The sequence below is a fragment of the Aeromonas allosaccharophila genome (assembly GCF_000819685.1).
GTDB lineage: Bacteria > Pseudomonadota > Gammaproteobacteria > Enterobacterales > Aeromonadaceae > Aeromonas > Aeromonas allosaccharophila.
The window spans coordinates 22,736-39,671 of record NZ_CDBR01000060.1 but is presented as its reverse complement, the minus strand read 5'-3'; the positions used below and the strand labels follow the sequence as shown (position 1 = coordinate 39,671).

14 protein-coding genes are annotated in these 16,936 nt (G+C 60.7%); 11 read left to right on the top strand and 3 right to left on the bottom strand.

The window, feature by feature from the left end; genetic code table 11:
- The first annotated feature begins 1 nt into the window (after position 1).
- The 11 genes from BN1115_RS11495 to BN1115_RS11445 all read left to right on the top strand — a co-directional run bounded on the left by BN1115_RS11495 (position 2) and on the right by BN1115_RS11445 (position 14,077).
- On the top strand, positions 2 to 760 hold the full coding sequence (locus BN1115_RS11495) for a potassium channel family protein (protein ID WP_042657266.1): 759 nt from the start codon (positions 2 to 4) through the stop codon (positions 758 to 760).
- A gap of 146 nt (positions 761 to 906) precedes the next feature.
- Positions 907 to 1,512 carry a TIGR04211 family SH3 domain-containing protein gene (locus tag BN1115_RS11490; RefSeq protein ID WP_042657265.1) on the top strand — a complete coding sequence of 202 codons (606 nt, stop codon included), beginning with the start codon at positions 907 to 909 and terminating at the stop codon, positions 1,510 to 1,512.
- A 323-nt stretch (positions 1,513 to 1,835) separates the two neighbouring features.
- Positions 1,836 to 5,000: a bifunctional proline dehydrogenase/L-glutamate gamma-semialdehyde dehydrogenase PutA gene (putA, locus tag BN1115_RS11485; protein ID WP_042657264.1), complete on the top strand. Its 3,165-nt coding sequence runs from the start codon at positions 1,836 to 1,838 to the stop codon at positions 4,998 to 5,000.
- A gap of 220 nt (positions 5,001 to 5,220) precedes the next feature.
- The gene (gene nudC, locus BN1115_RS11480; RefSeq protein ID WP_042657263.1) at positions 5,221 to 6,000 is read left to right on the top strand and encodes an NAD(+) diphosphatase; all 780 of its coding nucleotides are present in this window, start codon (positions 5,221 to 5,223) and stop codon (positions 5,998 to 6,000) included.
- Positions 6,001 to 6,182: 182 nt separating this feature from the next.
- Positions 6,183 to 7,250, top strand: coding sequence for a uroporphyrinogen decarboxylase (gene hemE / locus BN1115_RS11475; RefSeq protein WP_042657262.1), 1,068 nt, complete (start codon positions 6,183 to 6,185; stop codon positions 7,248 to 7,250).
- 109 nt (positions 7,251 to 7,359) lie between these two features.
- The gene (locus BN1115_RS11470) at positions 7,360 to 8,289 is read left to right on the top strand and encodes an ROK family protein (protein WP_042657261.1); all 930 of its coding nucleotides are present in this window, start codon (positions 7,360 to 7,362) and stop codon (positions 8,287 to 8,289) included.
- A gap of 60 nt (positions 8,290 to 8,349) precedes the next feature.
- On the top strand, positions 8,350 to 9,360 hold the full coding sequence (epd, locus tag BN1115_RS11465) for an erythrose-4-phosphate dehydrogenase (RefSeq protein WP_042062076.1): 1,011 nt from the start codon (positions 8,350 to 8,352) through the stop codon (positions 9,358 to 9,360).
- 61 nt (positions 9,361 to 9,421) lie between these two features.
- Entirely contained in the window at positions 9,422 to 10,585 is a 1,164-nt protein-coding gene (locus BN1115_RS11460; protein ID WP_042657260.1) for a phosphoglycerate kinase, read from the top strand.
- 115 nt (positions 10,586 to 10,700) lie between these two features.
- Positions 10,701 to 11,780 carry a class II fructose-bisphosphate aldolase gene (gene fbaA, locus BN1115_RS11455; RefSeq protein ID WP_042062080.1) on the top strand — a complete coding sequence of 360 codons (1,080 nt, stop codon included), beginning with the start codon at positions 10,701 to 10,703 and terminating at the stop codon, positions 11,778 to 11,780.
- 159 nt (positions 11,781 to 11,939) lie between these two features.
- Positions 11,940 to 13,244 carry an NAD(P)/FAD-dependent oxidoreductase gene (locus tag BN1115_RS11450; RefSeq protein WP_128821671.1) on the top strand — a complete coding sequence of 435 codons (1,305 nt, stop codon included), beginning with the start codon at positions 11,940 to 11,942 and terminating at the stop codon, positions 13,242 to 13,244.
- A 242-nt stretch (positions 13,245 to 13,486) separates the two neighbouring features.
- Positions 13,487 to 14,077, top strand: coding sequence for a hypothetical protein (locus tag BN1115_RS11445; protein ID WP_042657258.1), 591 nt, complete (start codon positions 13,487 to 13,489; stop codon positions 14,075 to 14,077).
- Between the two features lie 49 nt (positions 14,078 to 14,126).
- Here BN1115_RS11445 and BN1115_RS11440 read toward each other — a convergent pair whose 3' ends face one another.
- The 3 genes from BN1115_RS11440 to cutA all read right to left on the bottom strand — a co-directional run bounded on the left by BN1115_RS11440 (position 14,127) and on the right by cutA (position 16,776).
- Entirely contained in the window at positions 14,127 to 14,540 is a 414-nt protein-coding gene (locus BN1115_RS11440) for a hypothetical protein (protein WP_042657257.1), read from the bottom strand.
- A gap of 131 nt (positions 14,541 to 14,671) precedes the next feature.
- Positions 14,672 to 16,462: a protein-disulfide reductase DsbD gene (locus tag BN1115_RS11435; protein WP_042657256.1), complete on the bottom strand. Its 1,791-nt coding sequence runs from the start codon at positions 16,460 to 16,462 to the stop codon at positions 14,672 to 14,674.
- A complete protein-coding gene (cutA, locus tag BN1115_RS11430; protein WP_042657255.1) occupies positions 16,459 to 16,776 on the bottom strand; it encodes a divalent-cation tolerance protein CutA in 318 nt (105 codons plus the stop codon). Before cutA ends, BN1115_RS11435 begins: the two co-directional genes overlap by 4 nt.
- Between the last annotated feature and the right edge of the window lie 160 nt (positions 16,777 to 16,936).

The following is a 16,936-nucleotide window of genomic DNA, read 5'->3' as shown; positions in this document are numbered from 1 at the left end:
TATGCGAAATCACTCTTCTGGCCTGAGATCCATGGATCTGCTTATGGCTTTGCTCTCAATCGTCTCGGTGACCCTGGTGGGATTCCGTTGGTTGGGGGATGGTCACTTTTCGACCGAGACACTCGCCCTGTTTTATGACCTGGACAGTCTGATCTGCTACATCTTCCTCTCCCTCTCCCACTTCTTCTATGGCTGGTTCTGTGCCAGTGACAAGCGCGCTTTTTTCAAGGCGAACTGGTTCTATTTGCCGGGCAGTCTACCCATGGTGGAACAGTTGCGCTGGGCCCGGCTGATCCAGCTTTATCGGGTGATCCAGTTGCTGCGCAGCAATCCCAGCCTGTTGGCGATCGTAAACAAGGAACGAAATGAGACCCGGCTGGCAGGCATCCTGCTGCTCTTCTTTCTGCAGATCGGGGTGGGGACCGCCCTCATCTACTGGATAGAGGGAGATAAGCCCGGCAGTCAGATCCACAATGCCTATGATGCCTTCTGGTGGACTCTAGTGACCCTGTCCACCATCGGCTATGGCGACATAGTGCCGCAAACCGAGGAGGGGCGTTTCGTCGCCAGCTTGCTGATCCTGTTCGGTGTCGGTCTGTTCAGTGCCCTGAGCGGTTTTATGGCCAGTCTGTTTTTGCAACCTCATAAAGGGGATGGCGAAACCGACAAGTGGCGCCATCACTACAACAATCAGCAGGAGGAGTTGCTGAGGGAGGTTCGCGCCCTGCGCAACGAGGTGCGGGAGCTGAAGAACAAGTGAGGCCGCGGGCGGGCAAGTTGCGAGGTGACTCGCAACTCTGCGCTCTTTATCCGGGGGGAGGTGCTTTTTCTTTGCTTGTCCTTTAACCTGCAGGCGGCTTAACATTCAACCTCTTGTCCAAACCTGAAAAAGAGAACCGATCGACCATGCGCGCCCTTCTCGGGATTTTGATCTGCTTGTGTGCCAATCAGGCACTGGCCGATACCCGTTATGTCTCCGACAACATCTTTACCTTTATCCACAATGGCCCGGGCACCCAGTACCGGATCCTTGGTAGCGTCAAGGCTGGTGAACCGCTGGAGGTAAAGGCGGTAAACAGCGAGGCCGGTTTCACCCAGGTGGTGGACGGTCGTGGCCGCGAGGGGTGGATCAAGAACAGCGAGCTGCAGGGCGAGATCAGCCTGCGCGAGCGCCTGCCCCAGGTGGAAAAGGAGCGTGACGAGCTCAAAGCCCGGCTGCAGAACCTCAACGGTGACAACGAGCAACGCTTCACCGAGAAGGATGGCCAGATCGCGGCCCAGAGCAAGGAGATCGCCGCCCTCAAGGCCCAGCTGGCCAGCCAGGGCGAGGAGATGAGCAATCTCAAAGAGCAGAATGATGCCCTGACCCAGAGCTACGACAACCAGGAACACGACATGCAGATGGACTGGTTTATTCGTGGTGGCGCCATGGTGGGGGCGGGGATCCTGCTCGGCATCCTGCTGCCGATGCTGCCCCGTCGTCGCAGCCGCGGCGATCGCTGGATGAACTGACAATAGTTGTCTGAACGAATCGAAGGGTCGCCGTGGCGGCCCTTCTTTTTTATCCCGATTTGCGACCGCACCGGTTGCCGCTGGCGGTGGGGTGGGAAGCGGAATGCATGGCGGCAGGATTGTATACAAAATGATGCCAGATGACCCTCCTCATACTCAGCAAGGCAGCTCGCAGAGGGATGGTGGCGCAAAATTAACGATCTTTGTTAAAGAGTGGCAACAAATTCATTTCATATAGGGGGCAACATTGTATACATTATCGGCATTTCGGCGGCGCGTCCGCCTTTGTCGATATCAGCCCTCGGGCGTACAGGAAGACCCCTATGTTCAAAGCTACTCAAGTGCTTGCTGCTGACTATATCCCCTCCGATCTGGCCGCCCTGCGCGAAGCCATCACCCAGAACTACGTGGTGGATGAAAATGCCTATCTGGCCGAACTGTCGGCCATGCTGCCGGGGGATGGCGCCTCGCTGGAGCAGGTGACCCAGCGTGCCCGCACCCTGGTGACCAAGGTGCGCAAGGAGAGCGGCTCCGGTGACGGTATCGACGCCTTCTTGCAGGAGTACAGCCTGGATACCCAGGAGGGGATCATCCTGATGTGTCTGGCCGAGGCGCTGCTGCGCATTCCCGATGCCGAGACCGCCGACGCCCTGATCAAGGACAAGCTCTCCGGCGCCAACTGGTCCTCCCATTTCCGCAAGAGCGACTCTACTCTGGTCAACGCCTCCACCTGGGGGCTGATGCTGACCGGCAAGATCATCAAGCTCGACAAAAAGCTCGACGGTAACCCGGCCAACCTGCTGGGACGGATGGTCAACAAGCTGGGCGAGCCGGTGGTGCGCTCCGCCATGTACGCCGCCATGAAGATCATGGGCAAGCAGTTCGTGCTGGGGCGCGACATGAAAGAGGCGCTCAAGGCGAGCCGCAAATCCCGCGAGCTGGGCTACACCCACACCTACGACATGCTGGGTGAGTCGGCGCTGACCTTGCAGGATGCCGACAAATATCTGACCGATTACCGCAATGCCATCGAGGCGGTGGGCAACGAGCGGATCAGCGACGGTGGCCCGGCCCCCTCCATCTCCATCAAGCTCTCGGCGCTCCATCCGCGCTATGACGTAGCCAACCGTGAGCGGGTGCTTGGCGAGATGTGCGAGCGGCTGGTGGGGCTGGTGCGGCTGGCTCGCGACAAAGATGTGGCCATCAGCATCGATGCCGAAGAGATGGACAGACTCGAGCTGTCGCTGGATCTGTTCGAGCAACTCTACCGCTCCGACGCCAATCGTGGCTGGGGCAAGCTCGGCATGGTGGTGCAGGCCTACTCCAAGCGAGCGTTGCCGGTACTCTGCTGGCTCACCGCGCTGGCCCGCGAGCAGAGTGATCTCATTCCGGTGCGACTGGTGAAAGGGGCCTACTGGGACAGCGAGCTGAAATATGCCCAGCAGGCGGGCCTGCCCGGCTACCCGCTCTTTACCCGCAAGGCGGGCACCGATATCTCCTACCTCGCTTGCGCCCGCTACCTGCTGAGCGAGCCGACCCGCGGCTTTATCGCCCCCCAGTTTGCCACCCACAATGCCAATACCGTGGTCAGCATTCTGGAGATGGCGGGTGATCGCCAGTTTGAATTTCAGCGCCTGCATGGCATGGGGGAGGAGCTGCACAACGCCGTGCTGAACGACAATCCCGGCCTGCACTGCCGCATCTATGCACCGGTCGGTGCCCACAAGGATCTGTTGCCCTATCTGGTGCGCCGCCTGCTGGAGAACGGGGCCAATACCTCCTTCGTCCACAAGCTGGTGGATCCCAACACTCCGGTGGATTCACTGGCCGAGCACCCGCTGCGCACCCTCAAGCGCTACTCTGGCTTTGCCAACGACCGCATTCCGCAGCCGGTGAACCTCTTCACCGACCGCAAGAACTCCAGCGGCGTCAATATGAATATTCTCTCCATCCAGCGCCCCTTCTTCGCCCGCTTGAAAGAGCTGGAGAGCAAGCAGTGGCTGGCAGGGCCCATCGTCGATGGCGAGACCCTCAAGCGCAGCGAGGCTCGCACCGTGCTGAGCCCGCAGGATGTGAGCCTGACTGTCGGCAAGATCCACTGGGCTGACGAACAGGCGGTGGAGCAGGCCTTGGCATCCGCCCACGCCGCCTTCCCGCGCTGGCGCGAAACCCCGGTGAGCGATCGTGCCGCGGCGCTGGAGAAGCTGGCGGATCTGCTGGAAGCGAACCGCGAGCAGTTTGTCTCCCTCTGTACCCGCGAGGCGGGCAAGCTGCTGCAAGATGGCATCGACGAGGTGCGCGAGGCGGTCGATTTCTGCCGCTACTACGCGGTGCAGGCGCGCAGCCTGATGGGGCAGGCGACTCTGTTACCGGGCTACACCGGCGAGCAGAACGAGCTGTTCCTGCAGGGGCGCGGGGTGTTTGTCTGCATCAGCCCGTGGAACTTCCCGTTGGCGATCTTCCTGGGCCAAGTTGCTGCAGCGTTGGCCACCGGCAACACCGTCATCGCCAAGCCGGCGGAGCAGACCGGTCTTATCGCCCATCTGGCGGTGACTTTGGCCCATCAGGCCGGTATTCCGGGCGATGTGCTGCAACTGCTGCCCGGTGACGGCGCCACCGTCGGCGCCAAGCTGACGGCGGACTCGCGCATCGGCGGCGTCTGCTTCACCGGCTCCACCGAGACCGCCAAGCTGATCAACATGACGCTGGCTAAGCGCGATGGCGCCATCCTGCCGCTCATCGCCGAGACCGGCGGCCAGAATGCCATGATCGTCGACTCTACCGCCCTGCCCGAGCAGGTGGTGCGCGACGTGGTGAGCGCCGCCTTCCAGAGCGCCGGTCAGCGCTGCTCGGCCCTGCGGGTGCTCTACCTGCAGGAAGAGATCGCCGAGCGGGTGCTGGAGATCCTCACCGGCGCCATGCAGGAGCTGAAAGTGGGTAACCCGGCCGAGCACAACACCGACGTCGGCCCGGTGATCGATGCCGATGCCAAATCCGGTCTCGATGCCCACCTCGCCTACATGATCCCGCGTGCTCGCCTGATTGCCCAGGCGCCGATGCCAGCCGCGACCATGGAAGGGCACTTTGTCCAGCCGACCGCGCTGGAGATCGGCTCCATCCGTGAGTTGGCCAAGGAGCAGTTCGGCCCCATCCTGCACGTGGTGCGCTACGCCACCCGGGATCTGGACCAGGTGATCAGCAACATCAACGGCACCGGCTACGGTCTGACGCTGGGGATCCACAGCCGCAACGAATCCCACGCGGAGGAGCTGGCGAGCCGCATCAACGTGGGCAACGTCTACATCAACCGCAACCAGATCGGCGCCATGGTCGGGGTGCAGCCGTTTGGCGGGCAGGGGCTCTCCGGCACCGGTCCCAAGGCGGGTGGTCCTCACTATCTGAGTCGCTTCGTCACCGAGAAGACCCGCACCATCAACACCACTGCTGTGGGTGGCAACGCCTCCCTGCTGGCGATGGGCGATGCCTGATCCGCGTCGATAGAGGCCGGATAGTGGATGCCGGATAACAGCGGGCCGCCTTCGGGCGGCCTCTTTATTTGCGCCATCCGTTTTTTACGAATAGGACAATCGGCCACGGCGGGGTCGTCAGCGACCTGTGCTGGTCGTAAGATGGGGCCATTCGCACGGCTTTTGCCCCTTGGCGGGCCCGCCGTAGCCAGGGTTTTGTTTAAACGAGAGTGTTCATCTGATGTCATTAACCGAACAAGCCCGCTGGTTCGTGCTGGGGGGCGATCATCTGGTACTGCTCGATCAGCAGGGTCAGGTGCCACAGGGCAGTAAAGGGTGCCTGCCTGCTGCGCTGGCTGACGCCCCTTTCGAGCGTTTCGACGAGTGGCAGGGATTGCCCTGCTATCTGCTGGATCTGGGGGCTGAGGCCGACACGACTATGATGGCCCCTCTGCGCCAGCTGATGGTGGCGGGGGATGAAGAGGGCTTTCGCCTCGCGGGCCGCGCCTGGCAGCTCACCACCTTTCGCCGCACCCACCGTTTCTGCGGCGAGTGCGGCGCCCCCATGAGCCCGAAGGCGGGGGAGTGGGCGCAGGTGTGCCACCATGGTCACACGGCCTATCCGCGCATCTCCCCCTGCATTATCGTGGCGGTGCGCAAGGGGCCGGAGATCCTCTTGGCGGCCCATCGCCGTCACTATCAGGCGGACGATCCCATGTATACCGTGCTGGCCGGCTTTGTGGAGGCGGGGGAGAACCTCGAGCAGTGCGTGGCGCGGGAGGTGTTCGAGGAGAGCGGCATCCGGGTGCGCAATGTGCGCTATGTGGCGAGCCAGCCCTGGCCCTTCCCCCACAGCCTGATGATGGGCTTTACCGCTGACTACGAGAGCGGAGAGATCAAGGTACAGGACGACGAACTGGTCGCAGCCGATTTCTTTGCCGCCGATCGGCTGCCGCGCTTGCCGCCCCACGGCACCATCGCTCGACGCTTGATTGAGCGTTCGCTGGCGGGCGAGGCATAACGAGGCGCTTATCTTTTCGCCAATCTTTTTGCACTTCTTGTTACAAGCGGGGCGGTCAGGTTTGCGCCCCTTCACATCTTTGCAACCGCGCGCCCATTTGCCACGTTTTGGGCAGTCCGCTTGGCTGGGCAAAGTGGTATTATGGCCGCCATTTTATGCGTGATACGAACTCAGGAACTGGGATGAAAGAGCTGAAGAACGATCGATACCTGCGCGCTTTGCTGCGTCAGGACGTGGATATGACCCCGGTATGGATGATGCGCCAGGCTGGCCGTTATCTGCCGGAATACAAGGCGACTCGCGCCCAGGCGGGGGATTTCATGTCCCTGTGCCGCAATGCCGAGCTGGCCTGTGAAGTCACCCTGCAGCCGCTGCGCCGCTACCCGCTCGATGCCGCCATTCTCTTCTCCGACATCCTCACCGTGCCCGATGCCATGGGGCTGGGGCTCTACTTCGAGCAGGGTGAAGGCCCGCGTTTCGAGCGTCCGATCACCTCCATGGCCGATGTGCAGGCGCTGCCGATCCCGGATCCGGAAGATGAGCTGGGCTACGTGATGAACGCGGTGCGCACCATCCGCCGTGAGCTCAAGGGCGAAGTGCCGCTCATCGGCTTCTCCGGCAGTCCATGGACCCTGGCCACCTACATGGTGGAGGGGGGCAGCTCCAAGGCGTTCACCAAGATCAAGCAGATGATGTACGCAGAGCCGCAAACCCTGCACCTGCTGCTCGACAAGCTGGCCGACAGCGTGATTAGCTATCTCAACGCCCAGATCAAGGCGGGTGCGCAGGCTGTCATGGTGTTCGATACCTGGGGCGGCGTGCTCACCCCGCGTGACTACCGCGATTTTTCCCTGCAGTACATGCACAAGATCGTCGATGGCTTGATCCGCGAGCACGATGGTCGCCGCGTGCCGGTCACCCTGTTCACCAAGAACGGCGGTCAGTGGCTGGAGCAAATCGCCGCCACCGGTTGCGATGCGCTGGGTCTGGACTGGACCACTGACATCGCCGACGCCAAGCGCCGGGTCGGCGACAAGGTGGCGCTGCAGGGCAACATGGATCCCTCCATGCTCTACGCCACTCCCGCTCGCATCCGTGAAGAGGTCGCCTCCATTCTGGCCGGTTTCGGTCAGGGCAATGGCCACGTATTCAACCTGGGCCACGGCATCCATCAGGATGTTAACCCGGAGCACGCTGGCGTGTTCGTCAACGCGGTGCACGAGCTCTCCGCCCAGTATCACGGCCGCTAAGGCCGGGGCGAGCGAAGAGAAACTGATTGATATCCGGGGCCGCAAGGCCCCGTTTTACATTTAAAAGGCGTCGCCACGAATGAGCCGCGGCGCCGGTGCAGGAGGCAAGATGAACAGCAAGTCACTGGATTGGGGTATCGATCTTGGCGGTACCAAGTGTGAATGCGTGGTGCTGGATGGCGACGAGGTGCTGCTGCGCCACCGCATCCCCACCGAACGGGCTGGCGGTTATGAGCACATGATCGGCCAGATCGCCAAACTGGTAGCTGAGTGTGCCGAGAAGATTGGCCAGCGCCCGACCGTCATCGGTATGGGCACGCCGGGGGCGCGGGATCCGCAGACCGGCCTGATGAAGAACTGCAACACCACCGAGCTCAACGGCAAGCCGTTCAAGGAGGATCTGGAGCGCAAACTGGGCGTGCCGGTGCTGATCGCCAACGATGCCAACTGCTTCGCGCTGGCAGAAACCCATCTGGGGGCGGTGCGCCAGCACCATCCCGATGCGAAAGTGGTGTTCGGCATCATCATGGGCACTGGAGTTGGCTCCGGCATCGTCATCAACGGCCAGATCCTCAACGGCCACCATGGCATCGCTGGTGAGTGGGGCCACAACGTGCTCTCCCCCGATGGTCCCGAGTGCTACTGCGGCAAGCGCGGCTGCGTCGAGACCCTGATCAGCGGCCCGGCGCTGGAGGCCTGGTACGAGGCCAAGGCCAAGCGTCATCTTTCGCTGGCCCAAATCGCGGCTGCCACCGCTTACGATCATGTGGCCAAGCTCACCATCGACCGGTTGAACCTGCTGTTTGGTCAGGCGCTGGCCAATGTGGTCAACATTCTCGACCCGGATGTGATCGTCATCGGTGGCGGGGTGGGCAATGTGCAGAGCCTTTACAGCGCCGGACGGCAGACAATTTTGCCCTTCCTCTTTAATCCCCGCTTCGCAACCCCCATTATTGCTCCTGCCCTTGGCGACAGTGCCGGGGTATTCGGGGCCGCACTGCTGGCCCGCGGTGAATTCCAGGAGGCCCTGCTGTCGTAGCCGGGGCTCCCGGGCGGCCGGTGCGTCGCCCTGTTGCTGGTTCAAGGAAACGGATTCTCGATGATCAAGATTGCCATCAATGGTTACGGGCGGATCGGTCGCAACGTGTTGCGAGCCCTCTATGAAAGCGGGCGCGATAAGACCATCAAGATCGTCGCCATCAACGAGCTGGCGGCCCCCGAGGCCATGGTGCACCTGACCCGTTACGATACCAGTCACGGTCGCTTCCACCATCCGGTGCAACTGGCGGGCAGCAGCATGCTGGTGGGGGAGGACCTCATCTCCCTGTTTGCCGAGCGGGATCCATCAAAGCTGCCGTGGCGGGCGCTGGGGGTGGATGTGGTGCTCGATTGCACCGGGGTGTTCGGCTCGCGGGCCGATGCCGAGCTGCATCTGGCGGCGGGGGCGGGCAAGGTGCTCTTCTCCCATCCGGCCGATGCGGATGTGGATGCCACCGTGGTCTACGGGGTCAACCATCAGGTGCTGACGGGGCGTGAGCGGATCGTCTCCAACGCCTCCTGTACCACCAACTGCGTGGTGCCGGTGATTGAAACATTGCATCGAGAATTCGAGATAAATTGTGGTACTATTACGACAATTCATTCGGCCATGCATGATCAGCAAGTCATCGATGCCTACCACAGTGACTTGCGCCGAACCCGCGCTGCCAGTCAGTCCATCATTCCGGTGGATACCAAGCTGGCAAAGGGGCTGGAGCGTATCCTGCCCCACTTCGCCGGCAAGTTCGAGGCGATCGCGGTGCGGGTGCCGACCATCAATGTAACAGCGATGGATCTCAGTATTACTGTTCGTAAAAAAGTGACAGTTACTGACGTAAATCAAGCCCTGCAACGGGCATCCAGAGGTACATTACACGGTATTCTGGATTACACGGAAGAGCCTTTGGTCTCCGTAGACTTCAATCATGATGCACACTCCTGCATCATTGATGGTACCCAGACCCGGGTGAGCGATGCCAACCTCGTCAAGATGTTGATGTGGTGCGATAACGAATGGGGCTTCGCAAACCGGATGCTGGATACCACCCGGGCCATGATGGCCGCAGGCTGAGCCTGCCCCGGGCGAATAGGTTACTGTTTTTAACATTACCTGAAAATATAGAGGACTGAATATGTCTGTTATCAAGATGACTGACCTGGATCTGGCGGGTAAACGCGTTCTGATCCGTGCTGACCTGAACGTACCGGTAAAAGACGGCAAGGTCACCTCCGATGCACGTATCGTTGCGACTCTGCCGACCATCAAGCTGGCTCTGGAAAAGGGCGCCAAGCTGATGATCACCTCCCACCTGGGTCGTCCGACCGAGGGTGAATACAACGAAGAATTCTCCCTGGCTCCGGTTGTCAACTATCTGAAAGACGCTCTGTCCTGCCCGGTTCGCCTGGCCAAGGATTACCTGGATGGCGTAGAAGTCGCTGCCGGTGAGCTGGTTGTGCTGGAAAACTGCCGCTTCAACAAAGGCGAGAAGAAGAACACCGAAGAGCTGGCCAAAAAATACGCCGCCCTGTGTGACGTCTTTGTAATGGATGCGTTCGGTACTGCTCACCGCGCCGAAGGTTCCACCTACGGTGTGGCCCAGTTCGCTCCGGTCGCTTGTGCCGGTCCGCTGCTGGCGGGTGAACTGGAAGCGCTGGGCAAAGCCATGCTGAAGCCCGAGCGCCCGATGGTTGCCATCGTTGGCGGCTCCAAGGTCTCCACCAAGCTGACCGTTCTGGAATCCCTCTCCAAAATCGCTGACCAGCTGGTTGTCGGTGGTGGCATCGCCAACACCTTCATCGCTGCTGCCGGTCACAACGTCGGCAAGTCCCTGTGCGAGCACGATCTGATCGACACCGCCAAGAAACTGGCTGCCGAGACCAACATTCCTGTGACCACCGACGTGGTTGTAGGTGCCGAGTTCTCCGAGTCCACTCCGGCCACCATCAAGTCCGTCTCTGACGTGACCGACGGCGACATGATCTTCGACATCGGCCCGGATTCTGCCAAGGCCCTGGCTGACATCATCATGAACGCCAAGACCATCCTGTGGAACGGCCCGGTCGGTGTATTCGAGTTCGACCAGTTCGCTGAAGGCACCAAGATCATCGCTGAAGCGATCGCTGCTTCTCCGGCCTTCTCCATCGCTGGCGGTGGTGACACCCTGGCTGCCATCGACAAGTTCGGCATCGCTGACAAAGTCTCCTACATCTCCACTGGCGGCGGCGCCTTCCTGGAGTTCGTAGAAGGTAAGGTTCTGCCGGCTGTTGAGATTCTGGAACAGCGCGCCAAAGCCTAATTGACCCGAGACGGGGGGCAAAAGCCTCCCGTTTCGTTTATCATGTGCCCGCTGTGCCGGTTCATGATGAACCCCCCATTTTTTATTAACGGCATACGAGACAGGACGATTAAACATGTCTAAGAAAATTTTCGACTTCGTAAAACCCGGCGTGATCACTGGTGATGACGTTCAGAAAGTGTTCGCCATCGCTAAAGAGAACGGCTTTGCTCTGCCGGCCGTAAACTGCGTTGGTACCGACTCCGTTAACGCCGTACTGGAAGCTGCCGCCAAGGTTAAAGCGCCGGTTATCGTTCAGTTCTCCAACGGTGGTGCCGTGTTCACCGCCGGTAAGGGTCTGAAGCTGGAAGGCCAGAAAGCCGCCATCCTGGGTGCCATCTCCGGTGCCAAGCACGTTCACGCCGTTGCCGAAGCTTACGGTGTACCGGTGATCCTGCACACCGACCACGCTGCCAAGAAGCTGCTGCCGTGGATCGACGGTCTGCTGGACGCGGGCGAGAAGCACTTTGCTGAAACCGGCAAGCCGCTGTTCTCCTCCCACATGCTGGATCTGTCCGAAGAGTCTCTGGAAGAGAACATCGACATCTGCTGCGAGTACCTGACCCGCATGGCCAAGATGAACATGACTCTGGAGCTGGAACTGGGTTGCACCGGTGGCGAAGAAGACGGCGTCGACAACAGCCACATGGATCAATCCGCTCTGTACACCCAGCCGGAAGATGTTGCTTACGCTTACGAGCGTCTGTCCAAGATCAGCCCGCGTTTCACCATCGCTGCCTCCTTCGGCAACGTACACGGTGTATACAAGCCGGGTAACGTCAAGCTGACCCCGTCCATCCTGGACGCTTCCCAGAAGTACGTTTCCGAGAAGTTTGGCATCCCTGCCAAGTCTCTGGACTTCGTATTCCACGGTGGTTCAGGTTCCACTCTGGAAGAGATCCGCGAGTCCATCTCCTACGGCGTAGTGAAGATGAACATCGACACCGACACCCAGTGGGCAACCTGGGAAGGTCTGCTGAACTTCTACAAGAAGAACGAAGCTTACCTGCAAGGCCAGCTGGGCAACCCGGAAGGCGCCGACAAGCCGAACAAGAAGTTCTACGATCCGCGTGTATGGCTGCGTGAAGGTCAGACTTCCATGATCGCTCGTCTGGAGAAAGCATTCTCCGACCTGAACGCCATCGACGTACTGTAATTCGTTACCGCACCTTGATTGCATGAAAAGGCGCCCTTCGGGGCGCCTTTTGCATTTCTGTGATCCGCGCAGGTTGGCGAGTGGGCGAAGAGGTGGGTATTATCGAAACAACTTTGCTTATTTTATTAAACAATTTGCCATAAAAGCAGGATGCTGAGTATGCAGGCAGGAAAGCACAACGGATATCAGGAGCACGTCGCCTCCTACTACGCGGCCACCCGCAACGACTCGCAGCAGTGGCCCGAGCTGGAGGGGGAGTACAAGGCTGACGTCTGCATCATCGGGGGCGGCTTTACCGGTCTCAACACCGCCATCAATCTGGCGGATGCCGGTTACAAGGTCGCCTTGCTGGAGGCCAATCGCATCGGTTGGGGCGCTTCCGGGCGCAACGGCGGCCAGCTTATTCGCGGTATCGGCCACGACACCAGCCAGTTTGCCCGCTGGATTGGCGAGCAAGGAGTGCGCGAGCTGGATCTGATGGGGCTGGAGGCGGTGCAACTGGTGCGCGAGCGGGTCGAGCGTTTCAATATCGATTGTGATCTCACCTGGGGCTACTGCGATCTCGCGACCCGTCAGCGTCATCTGGCCGGTTTCGAAGATGATCTCGAACATCTGGCGAGTCTGGGTTATGAGCACGAGCTGAAACTGGTCCCGCGCGAAGATATCCATAGCGTGGTGGGGTCGGATCGCTATATCGGTGGCCTCATCGACATGGGCTCCGGCCATTTGCATCCGCTCAATCTGGCGCTGGGCGAGGCGCGCGCCGCCGCCAGCCTCGGGGTTTCCCTGTTTGAACACTCCAGAGTGACTCATATCGACTACGGCAAGCAGGTCGAGGTGACCACCGCCCACGGCCGGGTCACTGCCGATTATCTGGTGATTGGCTGCAACGCTTATCTCAATGATCTTAATCCGGAGCTGGGAGGACGGGTGCTGCCCGCCGGTTCTTACATCCTCGCCACCGAGGTGCTCGATCGCCGCTTGCGCCAGCGACTGCTGCCGCAAAACATGGCAGTGTGCGACCAGAACGTGGCGCTCGACTACTACCGCCTCTCCGCCGACGGCCGCCTGCTGTTTGGCGGCGCCTGCAACTACTCCGGCCGCGATCCCAAGGATATCAAGGCGTTTATGCTGCCCAAGCTGCTGCGGGTCTTCCCCGAGCTGGCCGAGACCTCCATCGAGTTTCAGTGGGGCGGGATGATCGGGATCAGTGCCAACCGGTTACCACAGATTGGCCGTCTCAAAGAGCACCCCAACGTGCTCTACGCCCAGGCTTACTCGGGCCACGGCCTCAACGCCACCCATATGGCGGGCAAGCTGGTGGCCGAGGCGATCCGCGGCGAGAGCCGGGGTTTCGATCTCTTTGCCAGCGTGCCTCATATCACCTTCCCCGGCGGCCCGGCGCTGCGCTCCCCGCTGCTGGCGCTGGGAATGTTGTGGCACCGGATGAAGGATATCTTCTGACCCCCATTGTCAGCCTGCACAGTGCTGGCTGAACGTGGCCTCTTTTTGCCAACCCCTTGTTTATAGCGGCTTGGCACTATCGTTCCGCCTGATAGACCAAAAGATGCCTTTGCGCCAATCCCTTCCGGTTGGCGCTATCTTTTAGGTGTGAGAGCGGTTATCTGCCAAGGGGACGAGGGTGTGTCTGCTTGTCGGAATACTTGCCGAAAAAGGGCCGAGGACGGAGAGAGAGGAGGGCCGAGATGGAGATGAATGTGGTCGCGTCTGGCGGGCTCAGCCCGCTGGCGCAACGGCAGGGATCTCTCGCTGCGCAGGCACCGGAGAGGGCCACCCCGTCGTCATCGACAGGCAGCGACAGCCGGATGGTACGCGACCTTGGTGTTGTGTTGGACGAGCTGGGGTTGTCACCGCAAGGTGAGAGCCGCGGCGGGAGCAGCATCTCAATCAGGGATTCGCTGGAGGCGTTTATCAACACCATGATGGGAGCCCTGCAACAGCAGCAGGAGCAACAGCTGGCATTGCAGCAACAACAGCAGCAAGAGCAGGAGCAGCGCAAACTCGCCATCGATGACAGCAGCGAGAACCCGCTCAAACGGGATCTGGAGCGCCTGCTGGACAAGCTGGATCAACAGGGCGGGCAGGGAAAAGAGAGCGAGCAAGGAGCCGAGCGTGAAGCGGTGAACCCCTTGCAGAGCCAGCTGACCAAGCTGCTGGAGAGCAGCGGTGCGGCAGAGCGCGGGTTCACCCTCAAGGAGGTACTGTCAGGGTTGGCCAGCAAGCTGCCGAACGAACCCGCAGAGCGAAAAGGGTATCGGGTCGATACCCAGGTCTGAGCTGGTTGGCAACGGCAGCCCCGTCGTTGCAGAGGGGGTTTGCTGCCCTTTATTGGGCCGGTTCGGCCAGCCGCCAGCCCTGTTCGTCCTTCATCATCCACACCTCTTCCTCTTGCGGTAGCACCTGACCTGCCTCGAACTCGCCATATTTGCGCTCGAGCTCCATCAGTCCCATCTCCTGCTGGAAGGGGCCAACCCGGTCGTAGACCAGATCCTCGTCGTGCAACACCTGCAACTGATCGAGCCCCTGCTTGAAGTGAAGCTGGTAACTCACCTTGACCAGATAGACCCCCTCCATCCGCTCCTCCTTGCCGAGGATGGTGAAGTCGCTGATTTCGAACAGGTTGGCATCTGTCTCGGCCAGCAACCTGGCGGTAACTTGGCTCCGGATATCCTCTTCACCGGGCCCTGCACTGCAGCCATAAAGCCAGAGGGCTAGCAGGGGGAGGAACCACTTTTTCATCAAAACTCCGGACGGGCGAGACAATCGAAGGGCAAATTTTGCCATGCTGCCGGTCATATACAAGGGATTGCCAGAAAAATCAGCGCGTAACGCATGAAGCGGCCCCTGTCTGTCGACAAGGGCGCCGCTGGTCAGCGTAGCTGATCAAGCTTGCCCAGAAACTCGGTCGGCCCCATAAAACCGGTGACTCGCTGGCCTGTCAGCTCTTTGCCCTCGCGGTCGAAGAAGATGAGGGTCGGCAACCCCAGTACATTGAGGCTGTTGAGCAGCTCGATATCGGCATCGTCGTTGGCGGTAACATCCGCCTGCAGCAGCACCATCTGGCCGAAGCGCTCCCTCACCGCCGGGTCGCTGAAGGTCTTGTGCTCGAACTCCTTGCAGGCGACGCACCAGTCGGCGTAGAGGTCGAGCAGCACCGGCTTGCCGCGAGCGGCGGCCAGCTGCACCTTGAGATCATCCAGCGTCTTGATGCGGATAAACTGCGGCGCCGTTTGACTGGCATCCGCCGTGACGGCAGCCGGGGCGGCCGGTTGCAGCAGATCCTTGCCCACCACCACGGCGCTGATCATCGCCAGCAACAGCACGAAGCCGCGCACGCTTTTGGCCACCGAGTGGGGCTGGTGCTGGTTGTGGTGATAGAGATAGCCGCACAGCAGCAGCCCCCAGCCAAGCCAGGCGAGGGTAGTAACTTGATCGCTCCAGAGCCGTGACAGCAGCAGGATCGGCACTGCCAGCAGGGCAAAACCAAACAGCTGCTTGATCACATCCATCCAGGCGCCCGCTTTGGGCAGCAGCTTGCCACCTGAGGTGCCGAGCAGCAGCAGCGGCAGCCCCATCCCCAGTGACAGTGCATAGAGCGCCGCGCCGCCGAGCCAGAGATCGCCGCTCTGGGCCACGTAGATCAGCGCCCCCGAGAGCGGCGCCGTGGTGCAGGGGGAGCAGACCAGCCCGGAGATCATCCCCATGATGGCAACCCCGACTACCGAGCCGCCCTGCTGGCGGTTGGAGAGGCCGGAGAGTCGGGTTTGCAAACTGCTCGGCAGTTGCAGGGTGTAGAGTCCGAACATGGAGAGGGCCAGCAGCACGAACATCACCGAGAGGCCGATCAGCACATAGGGGTGTTGCAGCGCCGCCTGGAATTTCAGCCCTGCCGAGGCCACTACCAGCCCCAGCAAGGTGTAGGTGACCGCCATCCCCTGCACATAGACCAGAGAGAGCAGGAAGGCGCGACCGGTAGAGAGGCGATGGCCGGCACCGGCGATGATGCCGGTCAGGATCGGGTACATGGGGAAGACGCAGGGGGTGAAGGCGAGCCCCAGCCCCAGGGCGAAGAAGGCGACGATGCTGAGCCAGAACCCCTGATGGCCGAGGGCTGCGGCGAGCTGATCCTGCTGGCTAACCGGTGCGACGCTTTGTGCCGTATCAGCAGTGGAAGCTGTGGTTGCCGTGACCAGCGGGGCCACATCGATAAGCTTGTCAGTCGGCGGATAGCAGAGGCCGTCGGTACAGCCCTGATAGCGCACCCGCAGGGTGGCATTTTCCCCCACCTCCTTTAGCGGCACCGCGATGCTCAACTGCTGGTAGTAGACCAGGGTCTTACCGAAGAAGTCATCCTCGTGCTCGGCGCCTTCTGGCAGGGTCGGCTCGCTGAAGGTGAGGTTGTTCCCCTTGAAGCGCAGGCTGTGGCGATAGAGGTAGTAATCGTCGGCGATGTGGAGGGTCAGCAGCAGCTGATCGCCACGCTGTTCGCTCTCGATCTGAAAGGCCTCATCGACCTGCAAAAATTTGGGCTTGGCGTTGGCCTCAATACCCAGCGAGCTGAGCAGATCGGCGCCGCTGGCGCGGGCAGGGGAGCTGCCCACTGTTGTCATCAACAGGGCACAGAGCAGCAACAGGGGAGAGAGCAAGCGGTTGAACGTCATGAGGTCTCCCCATTGAGCCAGTCGAGATAGGCAGGTAGTCCGGCACTCACCGGCAGGGCCAGCAGCTCGGGCACCTCATAGGGGTGATGGATTTGAATACATGCCAGCAGCTCGGCAAAGAGTGGCTGGCGGGATTTGATGATGAGCTGAATTTCGGTGGCGCGCTCCACCTTGCCTTGCCAACGATAGACGGAGGTAATACCCGGCAGTTGATTGATGCAGGCGGCCAGTCGCTGGTTCAGCAGCTGTTCGCAGAGAAGGTCGGCACTGGTTTGATCTGGGCAGGTGCAGAGCACCACAATGGCGTCGGTCATAAAGCGGATCTTCACCTCGTTGGGGTAAACCGGGCAGGCGCTCTTGCCGTCTCATCCCTTTCCGCGGATGAAGGTGAAAAAAGCGCCTGAAAATCAGCGGCTACTATACCCCAGAGCCGCTTCAAATAGCATCTGTAGCCATTTGTGAGCCAGCGCCAAA

What these genes read in the sequence shown, in the direction of transcription:
- BN1115_RS11495 (WP_042657266.1), top strand. Translation starts at nt 2, where the DNA reads ATGCGAAATCACTCTTCTGGCCTGAGATCCATGGATCTGCTTATGGCT.
- BN1115_RS11490 (WP_042657265.1), top strand. Translation starts at nt 907, where the DNA reads ATGCGCGCCCTTCTCGGGATTTTGATCTGCTTGTGTGCCAATCAGGCA.
- putA (WP_042657264.1), top strand. Translation starts at nt 1,836, where the DNA reads ATGTTCAAAGCTACTCAAGTGCTTGCTGCTGACTATATCCCCTCCGAT.
- nudC (WP_042657263.1), top strand. Translation starts at nt 5,221, where the DNA reads ATGTCATTAACCGAACAAGCCCGCTGGTTCGTGCTGGGGGGCGATCAT.
- hemE (WP_042657262.1), top strand. Translation starts at nt 6,183, where the DNA reads ATGAAAGAGCTGAAGAACGATCGATACCTGCGCGCTTTGCTGCGTCAG.
- BN1115_RS11470 (WP_042657261.1), top strand. Translation starts at nt 7,360, where the DNA reads ATGAACAGCAAGTCACTGGATTGGGGTATCGATCTTGGCGGTACCAAG.
- epd (WP_042062076.1), top strand. Translation starts at nt 8,350, where the DNA reads ATGATCAAGATTGCCATCAATGGTTACGGGCGGATCGGTCGCAACGTG.
- BN1115_RS11460 (WP_042657260.1), top strand. Translation starts at nt 9,422, where the DNA reads ATGTCTGTTATCAAGATGACTGACCTGGATCTGGCGGGTAAACGCGTT.
- fbaA (WP_042062080.1), top strand. Translation starts at nt 10,701, where the DNA reads ATGTCTAAGAAAATTTTCGACTTCGTAAAACCCGGCGTGATCACTGGT.
- BN1115_RS11450 (WP_128821671.1), top strand. Translation starts at nt 11,940, where the DNA reads ATGCAGGCAGGAAAGCACAACGGATATCAGGAGCACGTCGCCTCCTAC.
- BN1115_RS11445 (WP_042657258.1), top strand. Translation starts at nt 13,487, where the DNA reads ATGGAGATGAATGTGGTCGCGTCTGGCGGGCTCAGCCCGCTGGCGCAA.
- BN1115_RS11440 (WP_042657257.1), bottom strand. Translation starts at nt 14,540, where the DNA reads ATGAAAAAGTGGTTCCTCCCCCTGCTAGCCCTCTGGCTTTATGGCTGC.
- BN1115_RS11435 (WP_042657256.1), bottom strand. Translation starts at nt 16,462, where the DNA reads ATGACGTTCAACCGCTTGCTCTCTCCCCTGTTGCTGCTCTGTGCCCTG.
- cutA (WP_042657255.1), bottom strand. Translation starts at nt 16,776, where the DNA reads ATGACCGACGCCATTGTGGTGCTCTGCACCTGCCCAGATCAAACCAGT.